Genomic DNA, 17,039 nt, shown 5'->3' with positions numbered 1-17,039 from the left:
GATCGTTCCGGTTTGTCCTGCGGGTATGTCTCGCCACATCGTTCCGGTTTGTCCTGCGGGTATGTCTCGCCACATCGTTCCGGTGGAAAACGAGCCCACTGAAAATGCCCCACCGGGCCGAAAACCGATGTCTCGAGTCATCGTTCCGCCCATGCTTATCGGATGGAGAAACCAGGCAAGCCCACACCGAAAATCATCATCCAGACCATGCTCGCCACAGGCATGAGCCAAGCCGAGGCGGCTGAGCACTTCGGCGTTTCGACCCGGTGGATCAGAACACTGCAAAAGCGCTACCGAGAAGGCGGCATGGACGCGCTTACACCTCGATCAAAACGGCCAAGAACAAACCCAAGGGCGCTCGACAAAACAGTTGTCGACCGCATTCTTCAACTGCGCGACGAACTCACCCACCGCGGCACCGACGCCGGCGCTCACACCATCCGTTGGCACCTACAACAAGACGGAATAGACCCTCCACCAGCAGTATCAACCATCCACCGAGTGCTTGCCAACAACGGACGCATCACACCACAGCCCCAAAAACGCCCACGCAGCTCTTGGCGTCGCTTCCAGGCAGACCAGCCCAACGAAACATGGCAAATGGACTACAGCGACTGGACCATCGCCGGACACAAACGCGTAGCCATCCTGACCATCCTCGATGACCACTCCCGATTCATCATCTCCTGCCGCGCCTACCACACAGCCACCGTCACAAACGTCATCACAAGCTTTATCGCAGCAGTTCAGGTACATGGCTGCCCACAATCAACGCTCACCGATAACGGCCGAGCATTTACCACCAACACCGACCGGAAAAACCCGTCACGAAACGGCTTCGAGCAACTGCTCATCGACTTGGGCATTACCCAGAAAAACGGCAAGCCCTACCACCCGCAAACCCAAGGCAAAGTCGAACGCTTCCACCACACACTCAAACTCGCGCTAAACAACAAGCCACCAGCACAAACCATCGAGGAGCTCAACGAAGATATCAACGAGATCATCGACTACTACAACTACAAACGCCCACACAGAGCACTCGCCCGCATCACCCCAGCCGAGGCCTACAGCGCACTGCCCAAAGCCAAACCGGCAGCAGCAAACTTCGACCACCACTACCGGCTACGCACCGACAAAGTCAGCATCAACGGCAAGACCACTCTGCGATGGGGCGGGAAATTACGCCGCCTCTACATCGGCCGACGCTGGGGCGGCGAACCCATCACCATGGTCTGCGTAGACAACCACGTCGACATCAAAATAAACGCCACCGGGGCACAAATCGCTGCCTACACACTCACCGACGAAAAGATCTACTACAACCAATCAGACAACGAACTAAACCCCAAACGGGGCAACTCCAAAAACAAAAATCTCGAGACACCGTAGGAACGATGTCTCGAGACAACACATTGTGCCCGGGGGGGGACTTGAACCCCCACGTTCTTGCGAACACTGGCACCTGAAGCCAGCGCGTCTGCCAATTCCGCCACCCGGGCGGGCGACTTGATAAATATAGAACGAGCCGTATGGAAATTACAAACCGCCAGCCCACACTATGTTTTAGACACGCGCACTGCGTTTTCAGATAGGTCGTGTCGGGGTGGGCACCTATACTGTCCGAGTTACTTAAATTTGCATGTGAAGAAAGGAGGTGCGTGGGAAGTGGCGGTAATGGACAAGCTGGCAAAGCTCGATAGTTCTCTGCAGCGCGGCTTGGATAACTCTATGGCTGCGCTGTTTGGCGGCAAGGTTGTGCCGGAGGAGATTGAGGTGCTGGTCAAGCAGGAGGCACAGGACTCGCTGGTGGTCACGGATCGGGACGAGTATGTCGCCCCGAATGTGTACGCCGTGGGTGTGTCTTCGAAGGACTTGGAAAACTTGTCCAAGAATCGTGACCTTCCTGCGGACCTCGCCGATCAGCTCATGCGGTACGTACGCAACAAGCAGTGGTTCTTGGATGGGCCAGTTGTTGTGCGTATTGCCGAGGAGTCGGGTTTGAGGACGGGCCAGCTCCGTGTGTCGTCGTATATCGACACGATGCCGGATGTGGTGAGTGGATTCGACGCCATTGTGGCGGAACCGAAGAAGCGTGCCCGTGCCTTGGGCTCGGAGAGTAAGGAGGATGCAATGTCCGAACCGAATACTGGCGAGTCAACTGGGCAGAATGCCACGGTGAGCCTGCTGCTGCAGGATGGCTCTTCGCGTACGTACTTGGTGCACGAGGGGTCCAACATTTTGGGCCGTTCGAATGATTCTGATTTCCGTCTGCCGGATACGGGTGTGTCGCGTCAGCACGCTGAGATCACCTGGGATGGCCAGGTTGCGGTGTTGGTGGATTTGCAGTCCACGAACGGCACGACGGTCAATGATGAGCCGGTGGATAACTGGATGCTGGCGGATGGCGACGTGATTACGCTGGGCCATTCCAACATCGAGGTTCGTATTGTTGGCGGCCAGGATGAGGTGCCGATGAATGCGAATGAGCCGGACTTCACGGATTCGGTGTCGCACCCGAGTACTGAGTATTTCCAGCCGTAGAGCACCGGAAGGTTTGAGATGGATTCCACAATTATCCTCAGCGCGCGTTTTGGTTTGTTGGCGCTGTTGTGGGTCTTCATCCTGCTGGTGATGTGGACGCAGCGTAAGGATGTTGTCTCGGCGGGTGGGGCGGTTCGTCGCCAAGCGGTGGCTTCTTCGCCTGCGCCGAGGGAAAAGGCGCGCACTCTTGCGGTTGTTGCGGGCCCGTTGCAAGGCTCCCACATGGAGATTGCCAGCTTGGAGGAGTTCACTGTTGGTAGGGCTGGTGACAATGACTTCCAGCTGGGTGACGATTATGCGTCGTCACGCCATGCGCGCCTGTTCCGGCGTGGCAGTGACTGGTTTGTGGAGGACTTGGATTCGCGCAACGGCACCTTTGTCAATGGGGTGCGAATTGATCAGCCTGAGCGGGTGACCGTGGGTATGGATATGAAGATGGGACGCACGATTGTGAGGCTAATGCCGTGAAGCTCGCGCTAGATTTCGTCGCCGCGTCCGATCGCGGCTTGGTCAGGACTAATAATGAGGACTCGGCGTATGCGGGTCCGCACTTGTTGGTGCTTGCGGATGGCATGGGCGGCCACGCTGCTGGTGAGGTTGCTTCCCAGTTGATGGTGGAGCACATGGAGCACCTCGACCGCGACCCGAAAGATGCCGACATGTTGGCGTTGTTGGGTGCGGCGGCAGAGGACGCGAATGCGTCCATCGCGGAGTCTGTGGGGACTCACCCGGAGCAGGCTGGCATGGGTACGACGCTGACGGCGTTGATGTTCAACGGCCAGCAGTTCGGTCTGATTCACGTGGGTGATTCGCGAGGCTATTTGCTGCGCGACGGAAAACTTACGCAGCTCACGGTGGATGACACGTTTGTGCAGTCGCTTGTCGACGAAGGCAAGCTCGCCGCCGAGGACGTGTCCAGCCACCCGCAGAAATCCCTGATTCTCAAGGCGTACACGGGCCGCGAGGTCGAGCCCCACCTGGAGCTCGTAGAGGTCAAGCCGGGCGACCGCGTGTTGTTGTGCTCCGACGGGTTGTCGGATCCGGTCACGCGCGAGACGATCGAGATCGCGCTCGGCGACGGCACGCCTGAGATGGCAGCGCAGCGCCTGATTGAGTTGGCGTTGCGTTCCGGTGGTCCGGACAACGTCACCGTAGTGGTGGCCGAGGTCATCGAGGTTGACGACGACGCGGACGTCCCCGAAACACCCGCCGCAGTGAAGGCCGGCGCGTTGGTGCCGGCTGTGGAACAGACACACCCAGATTCCTCCGCGAGCCGGGCCGCGGCGCTGCTGCGCAAGTCGGAGACGATCACCCCGGACCACAACCGGGCGAAGACGCAGGAGTCGGATTCCGCCGACTCCGACGAGGAGTCCCACTCAGCAACCGCGAAGGCTAAGCAGCCGAGCTCGGTGTGGCCGTGGGTCGTCGCCACGCTTGTGCTGCTGTTGGCGCTGGTTGTTGGCGGTGCGGTGTGGTCGAAGTCCCGCATTGTGGACGAGTACGCGCTGACAGTAAACGACGACAGGCAGTTCGTCGTGGAGCACACCTCGCGCAGCAACCCATTCGCCGCAGAGAAGGTCGAGCGCATCCAGCACGCCTGCCTGGGCAAGGACGGCGATCTGCGTGTGATTTCGGCGAACTCGACGCCGGAGGACTGCCACCTGTTTAGCGTCGATGACCTGCCGCAGGAAGAGCGCGAAGCAATTGTCGACGAGGGCTTCACCGGCACGTACGACGAAGTGCTTGGCCGGTTGAAGGACTTGGCGGATGATGCCTTGCCGGGTTGTGTGGATAAGCAAAAGCCCGAGGACAACAAGTGCCGGGAGGTTCAATGAGCAGGCTGACTGCACGTAGCCGCGAACTGCTGCTGCTCCTGTTCGCCACCGGCCTGCTGCTGCTCATGCTGTTCGGGCTGGAGACCAGCCAGGGGCACACCCTGTCCACCGAAATGCTGTACCTCGTGGGCGGGTTCATCGGTGTGTACGCGATCGCGCACCTGTCGCTGGCGTTTCTTGCGCCACACGCGGATCAGGTATTGCTGCCGATGGTGGCGCTGCTCAATGCGATCGGACTAGTGGTGATTTACCGGCTTGACCTCGCCGAACGCCCTGGATACGGGCCTTTGGCAGAGCGGCAGATGATGTGGTCGCTTGTCGGCGTGGGGCTGATGGTGCTCACCCTGCTCGTCGTGCGCGAGCACCAAGCGCTGTCGCGGTACTCGTACCTGCTAGGCCTGGTTGGCCTAATTTTCCTGGCGCTGCCACTGGTGTGGCCGCAGCCGGAAGGCCACGCGGATGCCCGCATCTGGCTGTGGCTTGGTCCGTTTTCTATCCAGCCGGGTGAGTTTTCCAAGATCCTGCTGCTGATCTTCTTCGCTCAACTGTTGGCGCAGAAACGCGCCCTGTTTACGGTGGCGGGTCGCAGGTTCCTGGGGTTGACGTTCCCGCGTGTGCGCGACCTCGCGCCGATTCTGATGGTGTGGGCGATTGCCATTTTGATCATGGCGGCATCCAACGACTTCGGTCCGGCGCTGCTCCTGTTCGCCACCGTGCTGGGCATGGTGTACTTCGCCACCGACCGCATCTCCTGGCTGGCCATCGGCCTGGCCCTCGTGGCCGTCGGTGGCTACGCGGTGTACCAGGTGAGCGGGAAGATTCAGGAGCGAGTGGCCAACTTCATCGACCCGTTCGCAGACTTTGAAGGCATTGGCAACCAGCCCGCCAACGCCCTGATCGGCCTGAGCTGGGGCGGTATGACCGGCACCGGTTTGGGCTACGGCCACCCAGAACTCGTGCCGGTGGCGCACTCCGATTACATCCTCGCCGCGATCGGCGAAGAGCTCGGCCTGGTCGGTATCGCTGCCGTGCTGTGTCTGTTCGCCATCTTCATCACCCGCGGATTCCGCACGGCGATGCAGGTGCGCGACTCCTACGGCAAACTGCTGGCTGCGGGCCTTGCGCTGACGATTGCGATCCAGATCTTCGTCGTCGCCGGTGGTGTGTCTTCCATGATGCCGATGACAGGCCTGACCACGCCGTTTATGTCTGCCGGTGGTTCGTCGGTGATGGCGAACTACATCCTGCTCGGCCTGCTGCTGCGCATCTCTAGCAGCGCGAACCGCCCGGCGGAGTACGACGAAAGCACACAGCGACGCCAGGTGGTGGGTGCCCGATGAACAAGTCGATCCGTTACGGCGCCGTCGTCTCCTTGTTGCTGATTACCGCGCTGCTTGTGAACTTCACCATCATCCAAACCATGCGTGAAGACGAATATGCCCAGGACCCGCGCAATTCCCGCACGGTGATGGAGCTCAAGCAGATCAACCGCGGCAACATCAAGGCCGGAGATCTGACGCTTGCAGAGTCGTTCAAGAACGAACAGACCGGCTACTTCCAGCGCACCTACCCGAACATGCCGTGGTCCTTCGCCCCGGTGGTCGGCTACGTGTCCGACCAGTACGGCACCGCCCAGCTTGAGGCGGGCCTCAATGGGGAGCTCACGGGTGAAGGTGGGTCGTCGTCACGCTTCCTGCGCACCGGGCTCGAGGATTCGAAGAAGGGCGACGATGTCGAGCTCACCATCAACCCGAACCTGCAGGCGCTCGCTTTCGACCAGCTTGCACAGCCTGGTTACAACGGTGCTGTGGTGGCGCTGCGGCCGTCGACGGGCGAGGTGCTGGCCATGGCCTCGACACCGAGCTACGACCCGAACGAGATCGCCAACCCTGCTACTGCCGGCGACACGTGGGCGCGGGTGAACAACGACCCGGGCCGCCCGCTGCTCAACCACGCAACGCAGGAGCAGCTGCCTCCGGGATCGATCTTCAAGATCATCACGACTGCCGCTGGCCTGCGCAACGGTTACACGCCAGAGTCGCCGCTGACCGGCGACGCGCAAATCATCCTGCCGGGCACCGACAACCTGCCGCTGACCAACTACGGCGGCCAAGCCTGTGCGGGCGGCGGCCAGGTGCCGCTGCGCACCGCGTTCGGCCTCTCATGCAACACGGCGTTCGTGCAGATGGCGCTCAACCTTGGGCCCGATGCGCTTCGCGACGCCGCCGCCCGCTTCGGCGTCGGCCAACAATACGACCTCGGCCTGCCCAACGCGGCAGGTTCCCTGGGTGACCTGCCCGGCGCGGCGGAGCTTGGCCAGTCCGCGATCGGCCAGCGCGACGTCACCATGACCGCCCTGCAGGCTGCAGTGATGACGGCGGCGGTGGCGAATAAGGGCCAGCGCATGAATCCGTTCGTGGTCGCCCAGGTGCGCGACGCGAACGGCAAGGTTTTACGTGAAACAAAGCCGAAGTCGCTCGGCGAGGCCGTAACGGAAGAGGAAGCCGCGACGATCACGGACTTGATGTACGGATCTGAACGCTGGACCTACGGTTACGACGGCAACGGCTTCGCCTCGAAGACCGGTACCGCCGAGCACGCCGAGGGCGCCGCCCCGCACGTGTGGTACGTGGCGTTTGATCCGCAGAAGGACGTGGCGGTGGCGGTCGTCGTCAAGAACGGCGGCAACTTGGGCGAAGCCGCGACCGGCGGCCAGGTCTCCGGACCGATTGGCCGCGCCGTACTGCGCGCTGCACCAGCACCTGCACCCGTGGAAGGAGACAAGTGATGAACACCGAAAGCCGCGAGGACCTGCAGAAACTTATCGGGTCGAACTACGAGCTGCAGTGGATCATCGGCCACGGCGGCATGTCCACCGTATGGCTCGCCGACGACATCAACCGTGAGCGCGAAGTGGCCATCAAGGTGCTGCGCCCGGAGTTTTCCTCCAACGAGGAATTCCTCACCCGCTTCCGCAACGAGGCCCAGTCCGCCCAGGGCATCAACTCCGACAACGTGGTGGCCACCTACGACTACCGCGAGGTGGAGACCGAGGGCGGGTTCACCGTCTGCTTCATCATCATGGAGTACATCCGCGGCGAGTCGCTGGCGGACCTCATCGCCCGCGAGGGCCAGTTGGATGAGGCGGTCGCGCTTGACGTCCTCGAGCAGGCCGCGCACGGTTTGGCGGTGATTCACCGCATGGGTCTGGTGCACCGCGACATTAAGCCGGGCAACCTGATGATCACCCAGAACGGGCAGATCAAGATCACGGACTTCGGCATTGCCAAGGCGGCGGCCGCAGTGCCGCTGACGCGTACTGGCATGGTGGTGGGTACTGCCCAGTACGTCTCCCCGGAGCAGGCCCAGGGTATGAAGGTGACGTCTGCCTCCGACGTGTATTCGCTGGGTGTGGTGGGCTACGAGATGCTCTCCGGCAAGCGCCCGTTCACCGGCGATTCTTCGGTGTCGGTGGCGCTCGCCCACGTGTCCGCCGAGCCGCCTGCGCTGCCGATTTCGGTGTCTGCCCCGGCGCGTGAACTCATCGAGATCGCCCTGCGCAAGACCCCCGGTCAGCGCTTCCGCGACGGCAACGAGTTCCAGCTCGCCATCGCCCAGGTCCGCCAAGGCCTGCGTCCCGCCCAGCCTGGTGGGAACACGCAGGTGGTGGCCATGGAGCCGTCCGCCACCGCGTCGACTCAGATGTTGGCCAACGTTGCCAGCGAACGCACTGCCCGTCCCGCCGGCGCGTACCCGCCGTCCGCAGCTCGCGCAGTTGCTTCTCGACGACCCCCCGCACCCGCACCCAAACCAGCCCCGGCTGCCCCGGCTCCGCAGAAGAAGTCGGCGGCTGGGCCGGTCGTCGCTACGCTGCTCGGGCTCGCGCTTGTTGGTGTGATCGCAGCTTGGGCGTACACCGCAGGCGTGTTCGACCGCTTCATCGGCGGCTCCACCCCGACCACGACTCCGACCGTGGCCACCCAAACCGCAGTGGAGGAAGAGGAGCCCGAGACGGAAACCGTGGCTACCACCACGCACCACGAGCGCACCACGGTCACCGAGACGCACGCGCCCGGCACCGTGAGCTTCGTCGAGCCACCTGAGCAACACGAACCGACGCGGGACGACGAGGCACCCGAAACAACCGCGCCGACCTCGGCAGAGCAAGCCCCCACGTCGGCACCGGCAACCAGCGTGGCACCAGCCCCGACGCAGGAGACGAATGCGCCGGCGCCTGGGATAGAATTGCCAGACCTTGAAAACTTGTTCGGAGGTGGCAGGTAAATGCTGATCGCGGACCGATATGAACTCGGCAACATCATCGGCACCGGCGGCATGTCAGACGTATATGCCGCCACTGACGTCGCGCTTGGGCGCGACGTCGCCGTGAAGATGCTGAAGATCGACATGGCGCGCGACGAGAACTTCCGCGAGCGCTTCCGCCGCGAAGCCCAAAACTCGGCGCGGCTGAACCACGAGAACATCGTGGCGGTCTACGACACCGGGTCGGTGGAAACCTCCGGTGTGGACGTGCCGTACATCGTCATGGAGCGCGTCAACGGCATGAACCTGCGCGACATCGTGCGCAACGAAGGCCCGCTTACGCCCGAGCGTGCGGCGAAGCTGCTGCTGCCGGTCACCCGCGCGCTGCAGGCCAGCCACGACGCTGGCATCATCCACCGCGACATCAAACCCGCCAACATCATGGTCACCAACACCGGCTCGGTGAAGGTGATGGACTTCGGCATCGCGCGCGCGTTGGACGATTCCACCTCCGCCATGACGCAAACCTCCGCGGTGATCGGCACCGCTCAGTACCTCTCCCCCGAGCAGGCCCGCGGCAAACCGGCCGACGCACGCAGCGACATTTACGCACTCGGCTGCGTCATGTACGAAACCGTCACCGGTGTGCCGCCGTTTGAGGGCGAATCCCCCTTCGCCGTCGCCTACCAGCACGTGCAGGAGGACCCGGTGCCGCCGTCCGAGCGGATCCCGAACCCGCTGACGGACAACGAGGCCGTCAACGTGGATTCCGTTATCCTCACCGCGATGGCAAAACACCCGGCGGATCGCTACCAGACCGCCACCGAAATGGGCGAAGACCTGCAGCTCCTTGAGCACGGCAACGTCACCACCGCTGCGCGTAATCACCTGTCCGCCGCCGAGCACGACGCGGGTGCGCATGCTGTGGACAACACGGTTGTGGTTGAGGGTGCGGTCAGTGGGCCGGCTCCGCGTCGCAGAGAAGCAATGGCTCCAGAGGCCGCACAGCACACCCGTTACGCCGACCACCGCGCCGCCAACGAGAAGACCTCCTCGAACACGCTGAAGTGGATCGCGGCGCTGCTGAGCCTGGTGCTCGTCGGCGCAGTGTCCTGGTTTGCGTACGACTACTTCTCCGAGGGCAACAAACCCGCCATCACGCAGGAAAAGATGGTGCAGATCCCCGATCTGACCGGCAAGCCGCGCAACGAAGCCGTCCAGGAACTCGAACGTCTCGGCTTCCAGGTCTCCGTCATGGACGAGCCGAGCCCGGACATCAAACGCGGCGACGTCATCGCAACCAATCCGGCAGCAGGCTCCGAACTGAAGCAGGGTGCGGTGGTGAAACTGACCGTTTCCTCCGGCAAGGAGATGACAGACGTGCCAGACGTGACCAACCTGACCACGGACGAAGCGATCGAGGAGCTGGAGAAGGCGGGCCTCGAGCTCAACCCGAACGTGCGCCGCGAATCCAGCGACAACATCGAAGAAGGCATCATCCTGGGCCAGCAACCCGCTGGCGGTACCCAGATTGCCAAGGGCTCGCGCATCGCAATCACCGTCTCCTCCGGCCCCGACATGGTCCAGGTGCCGTCGCTGGTGGGGCTGAACGTGGAGCAAGCCACCGCGACCCTGTCGTCGCTGCAACTGCGCGCCACTGTGACCAAGGTGGATTCCGAGCGTCCCGAGGGTGAAGTGCTCGCCGTCGCCGGTGAAAACACCGACGTGCCCACCGGCACCACCATTGAGCTGCGCATTTCCAACGGAATGCTGATGAAGATGCCGAAGATCACGCACCTCGAGCCGTCGGACGCTGAGCGCGTGCTGCGCGACGCCGGCTGGAGCGGCCGCATGGTCGCCGGGCCCACCGTGCCCACCGGCGCGCTTGTCGACGCCGGGCAGATCGGCCACCAAGAAATCCCCGCCGGCGACCTGATCCGCAAAGACCAGGCCATCAACTACAACCTGTGGAAGTTCGACGCCGGCGCCTTGCTGCCGCAAAATAACGCAGCTGCAGGTGAGGCTGATACAGTTTCACCCCAGAACGCGGTAAACGCGGCAAACGCGGTACGCAACATGGAACGCAGGCTCGGCCTGTAACCCCAGAAAGCAACGGAGACAACGATGCCTAAAGCGAAAGTAACCAAGGACCCGGTCCGCCCGGTCAGCAGCACCTCCACCGGCGTGTCCCGTACCCCTGTCAAGGTCAACACCGGTGGCACCCCAGTGTGGTACAAGGTCATCATGTTCGGCCTCATGATTCTCGGTCTGGCGTGGCTGATCCTGTACTACCTCGCCGGTGACCAAATTCAGTTCCTCGCCGAACTCGGCCCGTGGAACTACGCCATCGGCTTTACCGGCATGATCCTCGGTCTGCTGATGACCATGGGCTGGCGCTAAACCGGTTTTCCCTGCTTAAACGGGGCGTCGCGGAGTGTTTCCGCGGCGCCCCGTTTGTTTCGTTTACCCCCGGATTCGGTGAATTCTACAACAGTTTTCTGCACAAACCTGTGCACTCGATTATCACTTTATCAGTGAGAGTTAAATCTCACCTCAACGTTTTCAAAGGAAAAGTCACCGAGAAAGGACCGCCCGTGCGCGCAATCCGTTCCGCCGTTGCAGCACTCGCAGCCGTCGCCATCGCCGGCTCCGCAGTCACCGCAACCGCTCAAACCCTTGAAGAGTCCTATCCGGAGACTCCGGCAACCAACGATGCTCTGCCGATCATCCACACCTACCGTGGTTCTGACCACCTGAAGGCCAACGTCCTCAACCCACGTCCGGTCTGCAACTCCACCGAGGACTACCGCACCGTCGTGTACAAGGTGAAGGACAACTTCCTGCCGGTGGGCACCATCTCCACCACCAACCTGTCCGACAAGGCCATCCCGCTGTCCCAGGATCTGTCCCGTACCCAGTCCATCTCCGCGTCCGTCAACGGTTCTAAGACCGAGACGATCACGCTCGGTGGCTCTGGCTCCAAGGACGGCCTGCAGGGCAACATCGGCTACTCCCTGGCCAAGTCCCTCGGCTGGGACGTCTCCGGCTCCCTGAGCTGGTCCGTCGGTCAGCAGATCGGCCCGTACGAGGTGCCGGCAGGCAACACCGGCGAGGCCACCTACGGCTTCCGCACCGTCACCATGACCGGTACCCAGCAGCGCTGCCGCCCGAACGGCACCTGGGCCACCCCGACCGCCTGGATCGCCAATATGCCGGTCAAGAACGAGGTGCGTGTCAAGAACTACGCCACCCCGGCCGGCTCCTGGGCACCGAACAAGGGCGCACAGGTGACCACCCCGGTGGACAACCCGAACCCGGCGTACAACGAGGACGTCAAGAAGATCGAGACCGGCGCGAACCTCGATGACGTTGACAAGGTTGAGGACGACAAGGCAGCAGACGTCACCAACAACGACATCACCGACGAGGGCACCAACATCATCGACGAGGTCGAAGAGACCAACACCGGTGAGGTTGAAGAGGTCATCGAAGCAGAAGAGAACGCTGTGCGCGAGCTCGACCTGCAGCCGCACTTCACCACCTCCACCTGGAAGGCTTCCGGCTTCGCAGGCTCCGTCGCACTGCGTGTGAAGAACGTCGGCGACAAGCGCTACTGGGGCGAGTTCCCGGCCGTGACCTTCCGCGTTGAGGTCGGCACCTTCGCCGGCCCGGAGGGCGTCGACCGTCTGATCACCACCACCCGCTACAACGGCTCCCACGTCCGTGACCTTGGCTACGACTTCGACCGCAACGTCCGCGTCTTCGAGGTCACCCTGTCCAACCCGGTCAACGCTGGCGACGACATGCTGCTCGCCGGCTTCTCCTTCGGCGACGGCAACACCAAGGAAGGCCGTCTCCACAACACCCTGACCGTCACCCAGACCGGCCGCCTCGCAGGCGACACCTCCCTGTACAACGACCAGAAGGTGTCCTCCCTCGACGCAACCACCTCTGACTTCGGTCGCCAGGTCCGCGGTACCTTCTAAACCCTTCTAAAACCGCGAAGCTGACAAAGCCCGTTGAGTCTGTTGACTCAACGGGCTTTACCTTGCGCTAGTTGTTCTGTGCCGCGCGCTTCTTCGCCAGCGACTCACGAACCCTGGTCTCAAGGTCAGCATCGACCTTGCCCCAGTACTCGTAAACGCGCTCCTCGACGTCCTTGTTCTTAATCGCCATCATCTTGTTGGTGATGTTGTGAACGAAGCGCTCCTTCTCCCCGTCGTCGAACACGTCGCGGTAGAGCGTGCCGGCCTGGCCGAAGTCGTCGTCCTCCGCGTGCTTGACGTACGCAGCACGCACAAGGTCAGTACCCTCCGGATCCGGGTTGACGTAGAGGTTCTCCGCCTGGCCGTAATCGGTGAAGTTGGAGGAGGAATCCTCGCCGTTGTCCAAGTAGCCGGCGCCCTTGTCGGTGCGGTTCGGCGAGTAGTTCGGCTCATTCTCCTCGTTGAAGAAGTACGCCATGGAACCACGCTCCGCGTAGGTGTTCACCTCGTTGATCGGGCGGTTGACCGGCAGGTCCTTGTAGTTCGTACCGATGCGGTAACGCTGCTGATCCGAGTAGGCAAACACACGCGCCTGCAGCATACGGTCCGGCGACAGACCCACACCCGGCACCAGGTTCGCCGGATCAAGCGCGAGCTGCTCGATCTGTGCGTGGAAATTCTTCGGGTTGCGGTTCAGCACAAAGTAGCCGACCGGGATCAGCGGGTAATCCTTCTGCGACCAGGTCTTGGTCAGGTCGAAGGGGTTAAAGCGGTAATCCTTCGCCTCCTCGAACGGCATGATCTGCACCTTGACGTCCCAGATCGGGTAGTCGCCGTCCGCAATCGCGTTGAACAGGTCCGCACGCTGGAAATCCGGATCGGTACCGGCCTTCTCGGTGGCCTCCTCGTCGGTGAAGCACTCCCAACCCTGACGAGTCTTGAAGTGGTACTTCACCCACACCGGCGTACCTTCCTCGTTGATCCACTGGAAGGTGTGGGAGCCGAAACCATCCTGGTGGCGCGACGTCTTCGGGGTGCCGCGGTCGCCCAGGAGGTAGGTCACCTGGTGTGCGGACTCCGGGGTGCGGGTCCAGAAGTCCCACTGCATCTCGTCGTCACGCAAGCCCGAGTTCGGCTGACGCTTCTGCGAGTGAATGAAATCCGGGAACTTCATGCCGTCGCGCAGGAAGAACGTCGGGGTGTTGTTACCCACGATGTCGTAGTTGCCGTCCTCCGTGTAAAAACGCAGCGCGAAACCGTGCACGTCACGCCAGGTATCCGGCGAGCCAGCCTCACCCGCGACCGTGGAAAAACGCGCCGCCATCGGCGTAACGGTGCCAGGCTGGAACAGCTTCGCCTTCGTGTACTGCGACACATCCTCCGTGATGTGCAGCTCACCAAACGCGCCATGACCCTTCGCGTGCGGAATACGCTCCGGGACGTTCTCCCTGTTGAAGTGGGCTAACTTTTCGATCATGTGGACGTCGTTAAGCACATTCGCACCCTGACGACCCTGCGTCACCGAAATATTCTCCGACGCAACCGGCTGACCACTCAACTCAGTGGTACGGCCCTTACCCGCAGGACGCTCGCCCTTAGCGACGATCTCCTCCGCCTTGCTCTTGTCAGTCACGACTTGCTCCTTACTTCACTGTTGTTGACATGTACCCCTCCCAGGGTAGGTACTTCCGCATGAACCGGTTGCCGAAACATTCGTAAGCAGCCTCGACGGTGGCTACCAAGTACGTTTTCTACGCTTCTCCACGTCGCCACCAGAAGGCGGCTCCACGTTGTAGCCGAGGTCTCGAAGCGCCTCCGCTGCCTCCGCAGGATGATCCCGAACCGCAGCGCGGAGCTGCTTGTCCAGCCACCCCTCTCGCGACTGCAGCAATTTGCTCTCCCACCCAGGTTTTCCTCGGAAGCCACATTCGCGGACAACGAAATATAAGAAGTCCTCCAGTGAAGGACGGAACCGTCGCCCTCCTACGGGAAAATGCAGGGCTTGTAGGTCGCCTTTGCGCCTGTCCTTGGCCTTTGTTCCCTCGAAGTTCGCCATAAGGGCAACACTTAACAACCCGGAGATCCCCGAAGAGTGAATATGCGCCGTAGGGGCAGAGGTATATCCGCGTTCATACTCGAACCTGATACCAGGTGAAGTGCGGACGCGGATCTCGAACTTGCTTCGATCGACGGCCAGATACTGTTCGCCTGAACCGATCGCGAGCTCATATTCGATAAAAACCTGATAGATCGCACTGTAATCAGATCTTGAAACCCCCTGATCAGACTGTCCAGCTCCGTAAACAAGTGGCAGTTGAAAACTACCGACAACGCGATCTTCATCCGTATTAGATTCGGCGTTGTACCGAACGTCGCGAATGGACGCGACTGGCAATACATCAAGCGCCAAGTCGAGCGCCTGCTGCAGGAACTCTACAGCCTCTTTCTCCACGCTTAACGCTCCCCGAGAAGTGACTCCACCCTGCGCAACTCGTCGTAGATGTCTCGCTGCTCGTAGGTGAACCCGCCTGACCAGGCAAGATCCTTCAGTACGTCATCAGATGGCAACGCCATCCCCAACGATTCAGTTAACTTCGCGCGCAAACCGCGTTGGCGTGCTCGCAGCTCTGCATTGGTAAAGCGGCGCACTTTCAGCTTCATGAGAATCACCTTCTTCCTTTTGGCTTTGATCCTAACCAACGGCAGCGACATTGCTCTCCCGTTATTCGAACACTAACTATCCACACCTGTGGATAACTCTGTGCACAACTCCACAGGCGCCGTGGATGTGCTGGGGATTATTCGAAAACACCAGGTAACTTCGGCGTGTCATTTTCACTGTTCGACGTGTCGTTCGAGGAACAACACGCGTGTAGTTCTCCACATTGTGGATAACGCTTGTGGATAACTCCGGTTAGTACACAGGGATCGTCGACGGCAACGTCAACACCCACACCACCGGCACCGCAGCCACCAACGCCGAACACGCCGCCACCCACCGCGTGCGCACATTCGGCGAGGTCAGCCACCACCCCACAACCAGCCCCACCACAAGCCCACCCAGGTGCCCCCACAGCGACACCGTCGGCGACATCAGCGAATACGCCACGTTCACCGCTACCAGGGTGAGCGGGGCGCGCAGGTCAGTTGATCGTCGATAAGCAACTGCGATGAGCACCGCCATCAGCATGTACAACGCCCCCGACGCACCCGCCGTCGGCGTTGTGAAATTAAACGCAAGCACGCTAATCGACGACCACAGCACCCCCGCGCAATACGCCACCACAAACGGACCCGACCCCACAAAGCGCTCCACCTCCGCGCCAATGAACACCAACATGAACATGTTCAACGCAAGATGCGTAATGTCCAGGTGCAGAAAACCCGCGCTCAACGTGCGCAAATAGCCCCAGTCGTACACCAACGGGCCAAACAGAATCATCTGCTCCCCCACCGGCGAATCCCAAATCACGTCCATCACACTTCTCGACTGCACCGCCGTCACCACAAACACCAACGTGCACAACGCAGCAATAACGGAGGTGGCCGGAGCATTCTTCAACGTGTTCTTCATGGCATTGGGGAACATGGCCCTCAGCGTACTTTGGGCACGAAAAAGCCCCCGCCAACTGGCAGGGGCTGGTCGAGACGTGTTACTTGACCTCGACCGAGTTGATCACAACATCCTCAACCGGACGGTCCATGCGGCCGGTCTGCACGTTCGCGATCTCGTCGACAACCTTCTTCGACGCCTCATCCGTGACCTCACCGAAAATGGTGTGGCGGTTGTTCAACCACGGGGTAGCGTCCACGGTGATGAAGAACTGGGAACCGTTCGTGCCCGGGCCCGCATTCGCCATAGCCAGCAGGTACGGACGATCAAACTGCAGCTCCGGATGGAATTCATCCGCGAACTGGAAACCCGGGCCGCCCGTGCCGGTGCCGGTCGGGTCGCCGCCCTGGATCATGAAACCCGGGATGATGCGGTGGAAAATCGCACCGTCGTAGAACGGGCCCTCGGTCGTGCCCTGGGCGTTCTTGGTGGCGTACTCCTGCTCGCCCGTCGCCAGGCCAGTGATTACCTCTACCGTCTTCGGCGCGTGGTTGCCAAACAGGTCAATCACGATATCGCCGTGGTTCGTGTGCAACGTCATCGTTTGTGTCTTCTGAGTCATGCCGACCAGACTACGCGGAATCGTCCGAGGGCGTTCGCCGGGTCGGCGGTTGGGCGTGCCGGGCTGTCTTGGTGTCCTGGGCTGTCCTGGGCGGTCCTGGGCGGTCCAGGACTTTGATCGCAAACCCAGCGAACCAGTCCCAGCGAATCGTCGAAAATTGCCGATTCGCTGGGACTGGTTCGCTGGAAACTCGATCGGAGGCCTCGGCTAGCACGTTGCTCTTGTGCATCGGCTCC

The 17,039-nt window shown here is 61.5% G+C and carries 15 protein-coding genes and 1 tRNA gene; 10 read left to right on the top strand and 6 right to left on the bottom strand.

The genetic code is table 11. The features are described from left to right. Positions 1–162: 162 nt before the first annotated feature. On the top strand, positions 163–1,392 hold the full coding sequence (locus tag CCOY_RS00225) for an IS481 family transposase (protein WP_070771103.1): 1,230 nt from the start codon (positions 163–165) through the stop codon (positions 1,390–1,392). A 26-nt stretch (positions 1,393–1,418) separates the two neighbouring features. Here CCOY_RS00225 and CCOY_RS00220 read toward each other — a convergent pair. Next, positions 1,419–1,502: transfer RNA gene (locus tag CCOY_RS00220), tRNA-Leu, on the bottom strand. Between the two features lie 166 nt (positions 1,503–1,668). On the opposite strand from CCOY_RS00220, the gene CCOY_RS00215 reads away from it, so the two are divergent. From CCOY_RS00215 to CCOY_RS00175, 9 genes are all read left to right on the top strand, one after another. Then, positions 1,669–2,544 carry an FHA domain-containing protein gene (locus tag CCOY_RS00215; protein WP_070483376.1) on the top strand — a complete coding sequence of 292 codons (876 nt, stop codon included), beginning with the start codon at positions 1,669–1,671 and terminating at the stop codon, positions 2,542–2,544. A gap of 18 nt (positions 2,545–2,562) precedes the next feature. After that, positions 2,563–3,012 (top strand): FHA domain-containing protein FhaB/FipA, encoded by a 450-nt coding sequence (locus CCOY_RS00210; RefSeq protein WP_070421956.1) that lies wholly within the window; start codon positions 2,563–2,565, stop codon positions 3,010–3,012. Next, on the top strand, positions 3,009–4,379 hold the full coding sequence (locus CCOY_RS00205; RefSeq protein WP_070613815.1) for a PP2C family protein-serine/threonine phosphatase: 1,371 nt from the start codon (positions 3,009–3,011) through the stop codon (positions 4,377–4,379). Before CCOY_RS00210 ends, CCOY_RS00205 begins: the two co-directional genes overlap by 4 nt. After that, positions 4,376–5,719: an FtsW/RodA/SpoVE family cell cycle protein gene (locus tag CCOY_RS00200; RefSeq protein ID WP_070449915.1), complete on the top strand. Its 1,344-nt coding sequence runs from the start codon at positions 4,376–4,378 to the stop codon at positions 5,717–5,719. The genes CCOY_RS00205 and CCOY_RS00200 overlap by 4 nt, the downstream gene beginning before the upstream one ends. Beyond that, on the top strand, positions 5,716–7,167 hold the full coding sequence (locus CCOY_RS00195; protein ID WP_092101088.1) for a penicillin-binding transpeptidase domain-containing protein: 1,452 nt from the start codon (positions 5,716–5,718) through the stop codon (positions 7,165–7,167). The genes CCOY_RS00200 and CCOY_RS00195 overlap by 4 nt, the downstream gene beginning before the upstream one ends. Next, complete coding sequence (locus tag CCOY_RS00190; RefSeq protein ID WP_092101086.1) at positions 7,167–8,663, top strand: serine/threonine-protein kinase; 1,497 nt, start codon at positions 7,167–7,169, stop codon at positions 8,661–8,663. The genes CCOY_RS00195 and CCOY_RS00190 overlap by 1 nt, the downstream gene beginning before the upstream one ends. Beyond that, positions 8,664–10,742: a Stk1 family PASTA domain-containing Ser/Thr kinase gene (pknB, locus tag CCOY_RS00185; RefSeq protein WP_208856574.1), complete on the top strand. Its 2,079-nt coding sequence runs from the start codon at positions 8,664–8,666 to the stop codon at positions 10,740–10,742. Between the two features lie 24 nt (positions 10,743–10,766). After that, a complete protein-coding gene (gene crgA / locus CCOY_RS00180; RefSeq protein WP_070449902.1) occupies positions 10,767–11,042 on the top strand; it encodes a cell division protein CrgA in 276 nt (91 codons plus the stop codon). Between the two features lie 194 nt (positions 11,043–11,236). Beyond that, the gene (locus tag CCOY_RS00175; RefSeq protein WP_070421949.1) at positions 11,237–12,628 is read left to right on the top strand and encodes a hypothetical protein; all 1,392 of its coding nucleotides are present in this window, start codon (positions 11,237–11,239) and stop codon (positions 12,626–12,628) included. 67 nt (positions 12,629–12,695) lie between these two features. Here the strand turns inward: CCOY_RS00175 and CCOY_RS00170 are convergent, their stop codons facing one another. The 5 genes from CCOY_RS00170 to CCOY_RS00150 all read right to left on the bottom strand — a co-directional run bounded on the left by CCOY_RS00170 (position 12,696) and on the right by CCOY_RS00150 (position 16,803). Further along, positions 12,696–14,261, bottom strand: coding sequence for a catalase (locus tag CCOY_RS00170; protein ID WP_092101084.1), 1,566 nt, complete (start codon positions 14,259–14,261; stop codon positions 12,696–12,698). Between the two features lie 102 nt (positions 14,262–14,363). Further along, complete coding sequence (locus CCOY_RS00165) at positions 14,364–15,080, bottom strand: hypothetical protein (protein ID WP_070815863.1); 717 nt, start codon at positions 15,078–15,080, stop codon at positions 14,364–14,366. A 2-nt stretch (positions 15,081–15,082) separates the two neighbouring features. Continuing rightward, positions 15,083–15,289 carry a hypothetical protein gene (locus CCOY_RS00160; RefSeq protein WP_143028442.1) on the bottom strand — a complete coding sequence of 69 codons (207 nt, stop codon included), beginning with the start codon at positions 15,287–15,289 and terminating at the stop codon, positions 15,083–15,085. A 253-nt stretch (positions 15,290–15,542) separates the two neighbouring features. After that, positions 15,543–16,217 carry a rhomboid family intramembrane serine protease gene (locus CCOY_RS00155; RefSeq protein WP_092101080.1) on the bottom strand — a complete coding sequence of 225 codons (675 nt, stop codon included), beginning with the start codon at positions 16,215–16,217 and terminating at the stop codon, positions 15,543–15,545. Positions 16,218–16,281: 64 nt separating this feature from the next. Further along, positions 16,282–16,803 (bottom strand): peptidylprolyl isomerase, encoded by a 522-nt coding sequence (locus tag CCOY_RS00150; RefSeq protein ID WP_070421945.1) that lies wholly within the window; start codon positions 16,801–16,803, stop codon positions 16,282–16,284. Positions 16,804–17,039: the final 236 nt, after the last annotated feature.

The sequence above is a fragment of the Corynebacterium coyleae genome (genome assembly GCF_030408635.1).
Taxonomy (GTDB): domain Bacteria; phylum Actinomycetota; class Actinomycetes; order Mycobacteriales; family Mycobacteriaceae; genus Corynebacterium; species Corynebacterium coyleae.
The sequence above is the reverse complement of the archived record's forward strand: the minus strand, read 5'-3'. Positions and strand labels throughout refer to the sequence as shown.

Coding starts and splice junctions, on each gene's coding strand:
- CCOY_RS00225 (WP_070771103.1), top strand. CDS start 163: ATGGAGAAACCAGGCAAGCCCACACCGAAAATCATCATCCAGACCATG.
- CCOY_RS00210 (WP_070421956.1), top strand. CDS start 2,563: ATGGATTCCACAATTATCCTCAGCGCGCGTTTTGGTTTGTTGGCGCTG.
- CCOY_RS00200 (WP_070449915.1), top strand. CDS start 4,376: ATGAGCAGGCTGACTGCACGTAGCCGCGAACTGCTGCTGCTCCTGTTC.
- CCOY_RS00195 (WP_092101088.1), top strand. CDS start 5,716: ATGAACAAGTCGATCCGTTACGGCGCCGTCGTCTCCTTGTTGCTGATT.
- CCOY_RS00190 (WP_092101086.1), top strand. CDS start 7,167: ATGAACACCGAAAGCCGCGAGGACCTGCAGAAACTTATCGGGTCGAAC.
- pknB (WP_208856574.1), top strand. CDS start 8,664: ATGCTGATCGCGGACCGATATGAACTCGGCAACATCATCGGCACCGGC.
- crgA (WP_070449902.1), top strand. CDS start 10,767: ATGCCTAAAGCGAAAGTAACCAAGGACCCGGTCCGCCCGGTCAGCAGC.
- CCOY_RS00160 (WP_143028442.1), bottom strand. CDS start 15,289: ATGAAGCTGAAAGTGCGCCGCTTTACCAATGCAGAGCTGCGAGCACGC.
- CCOY_RS00155 (WP_092101080.1), bottom strand. CDS start 16,217: ATGTTCCCCAATGCCATGAAGAACACGTTGAAGAATGCTCCGGCCACC.
- CCOY_RS00150 (WP_070421945.1), bottom strand. CDS start 16,803: ATGACTCAGAAGACACAAACGATGACGTTGCACACGAACCACGGCGAT.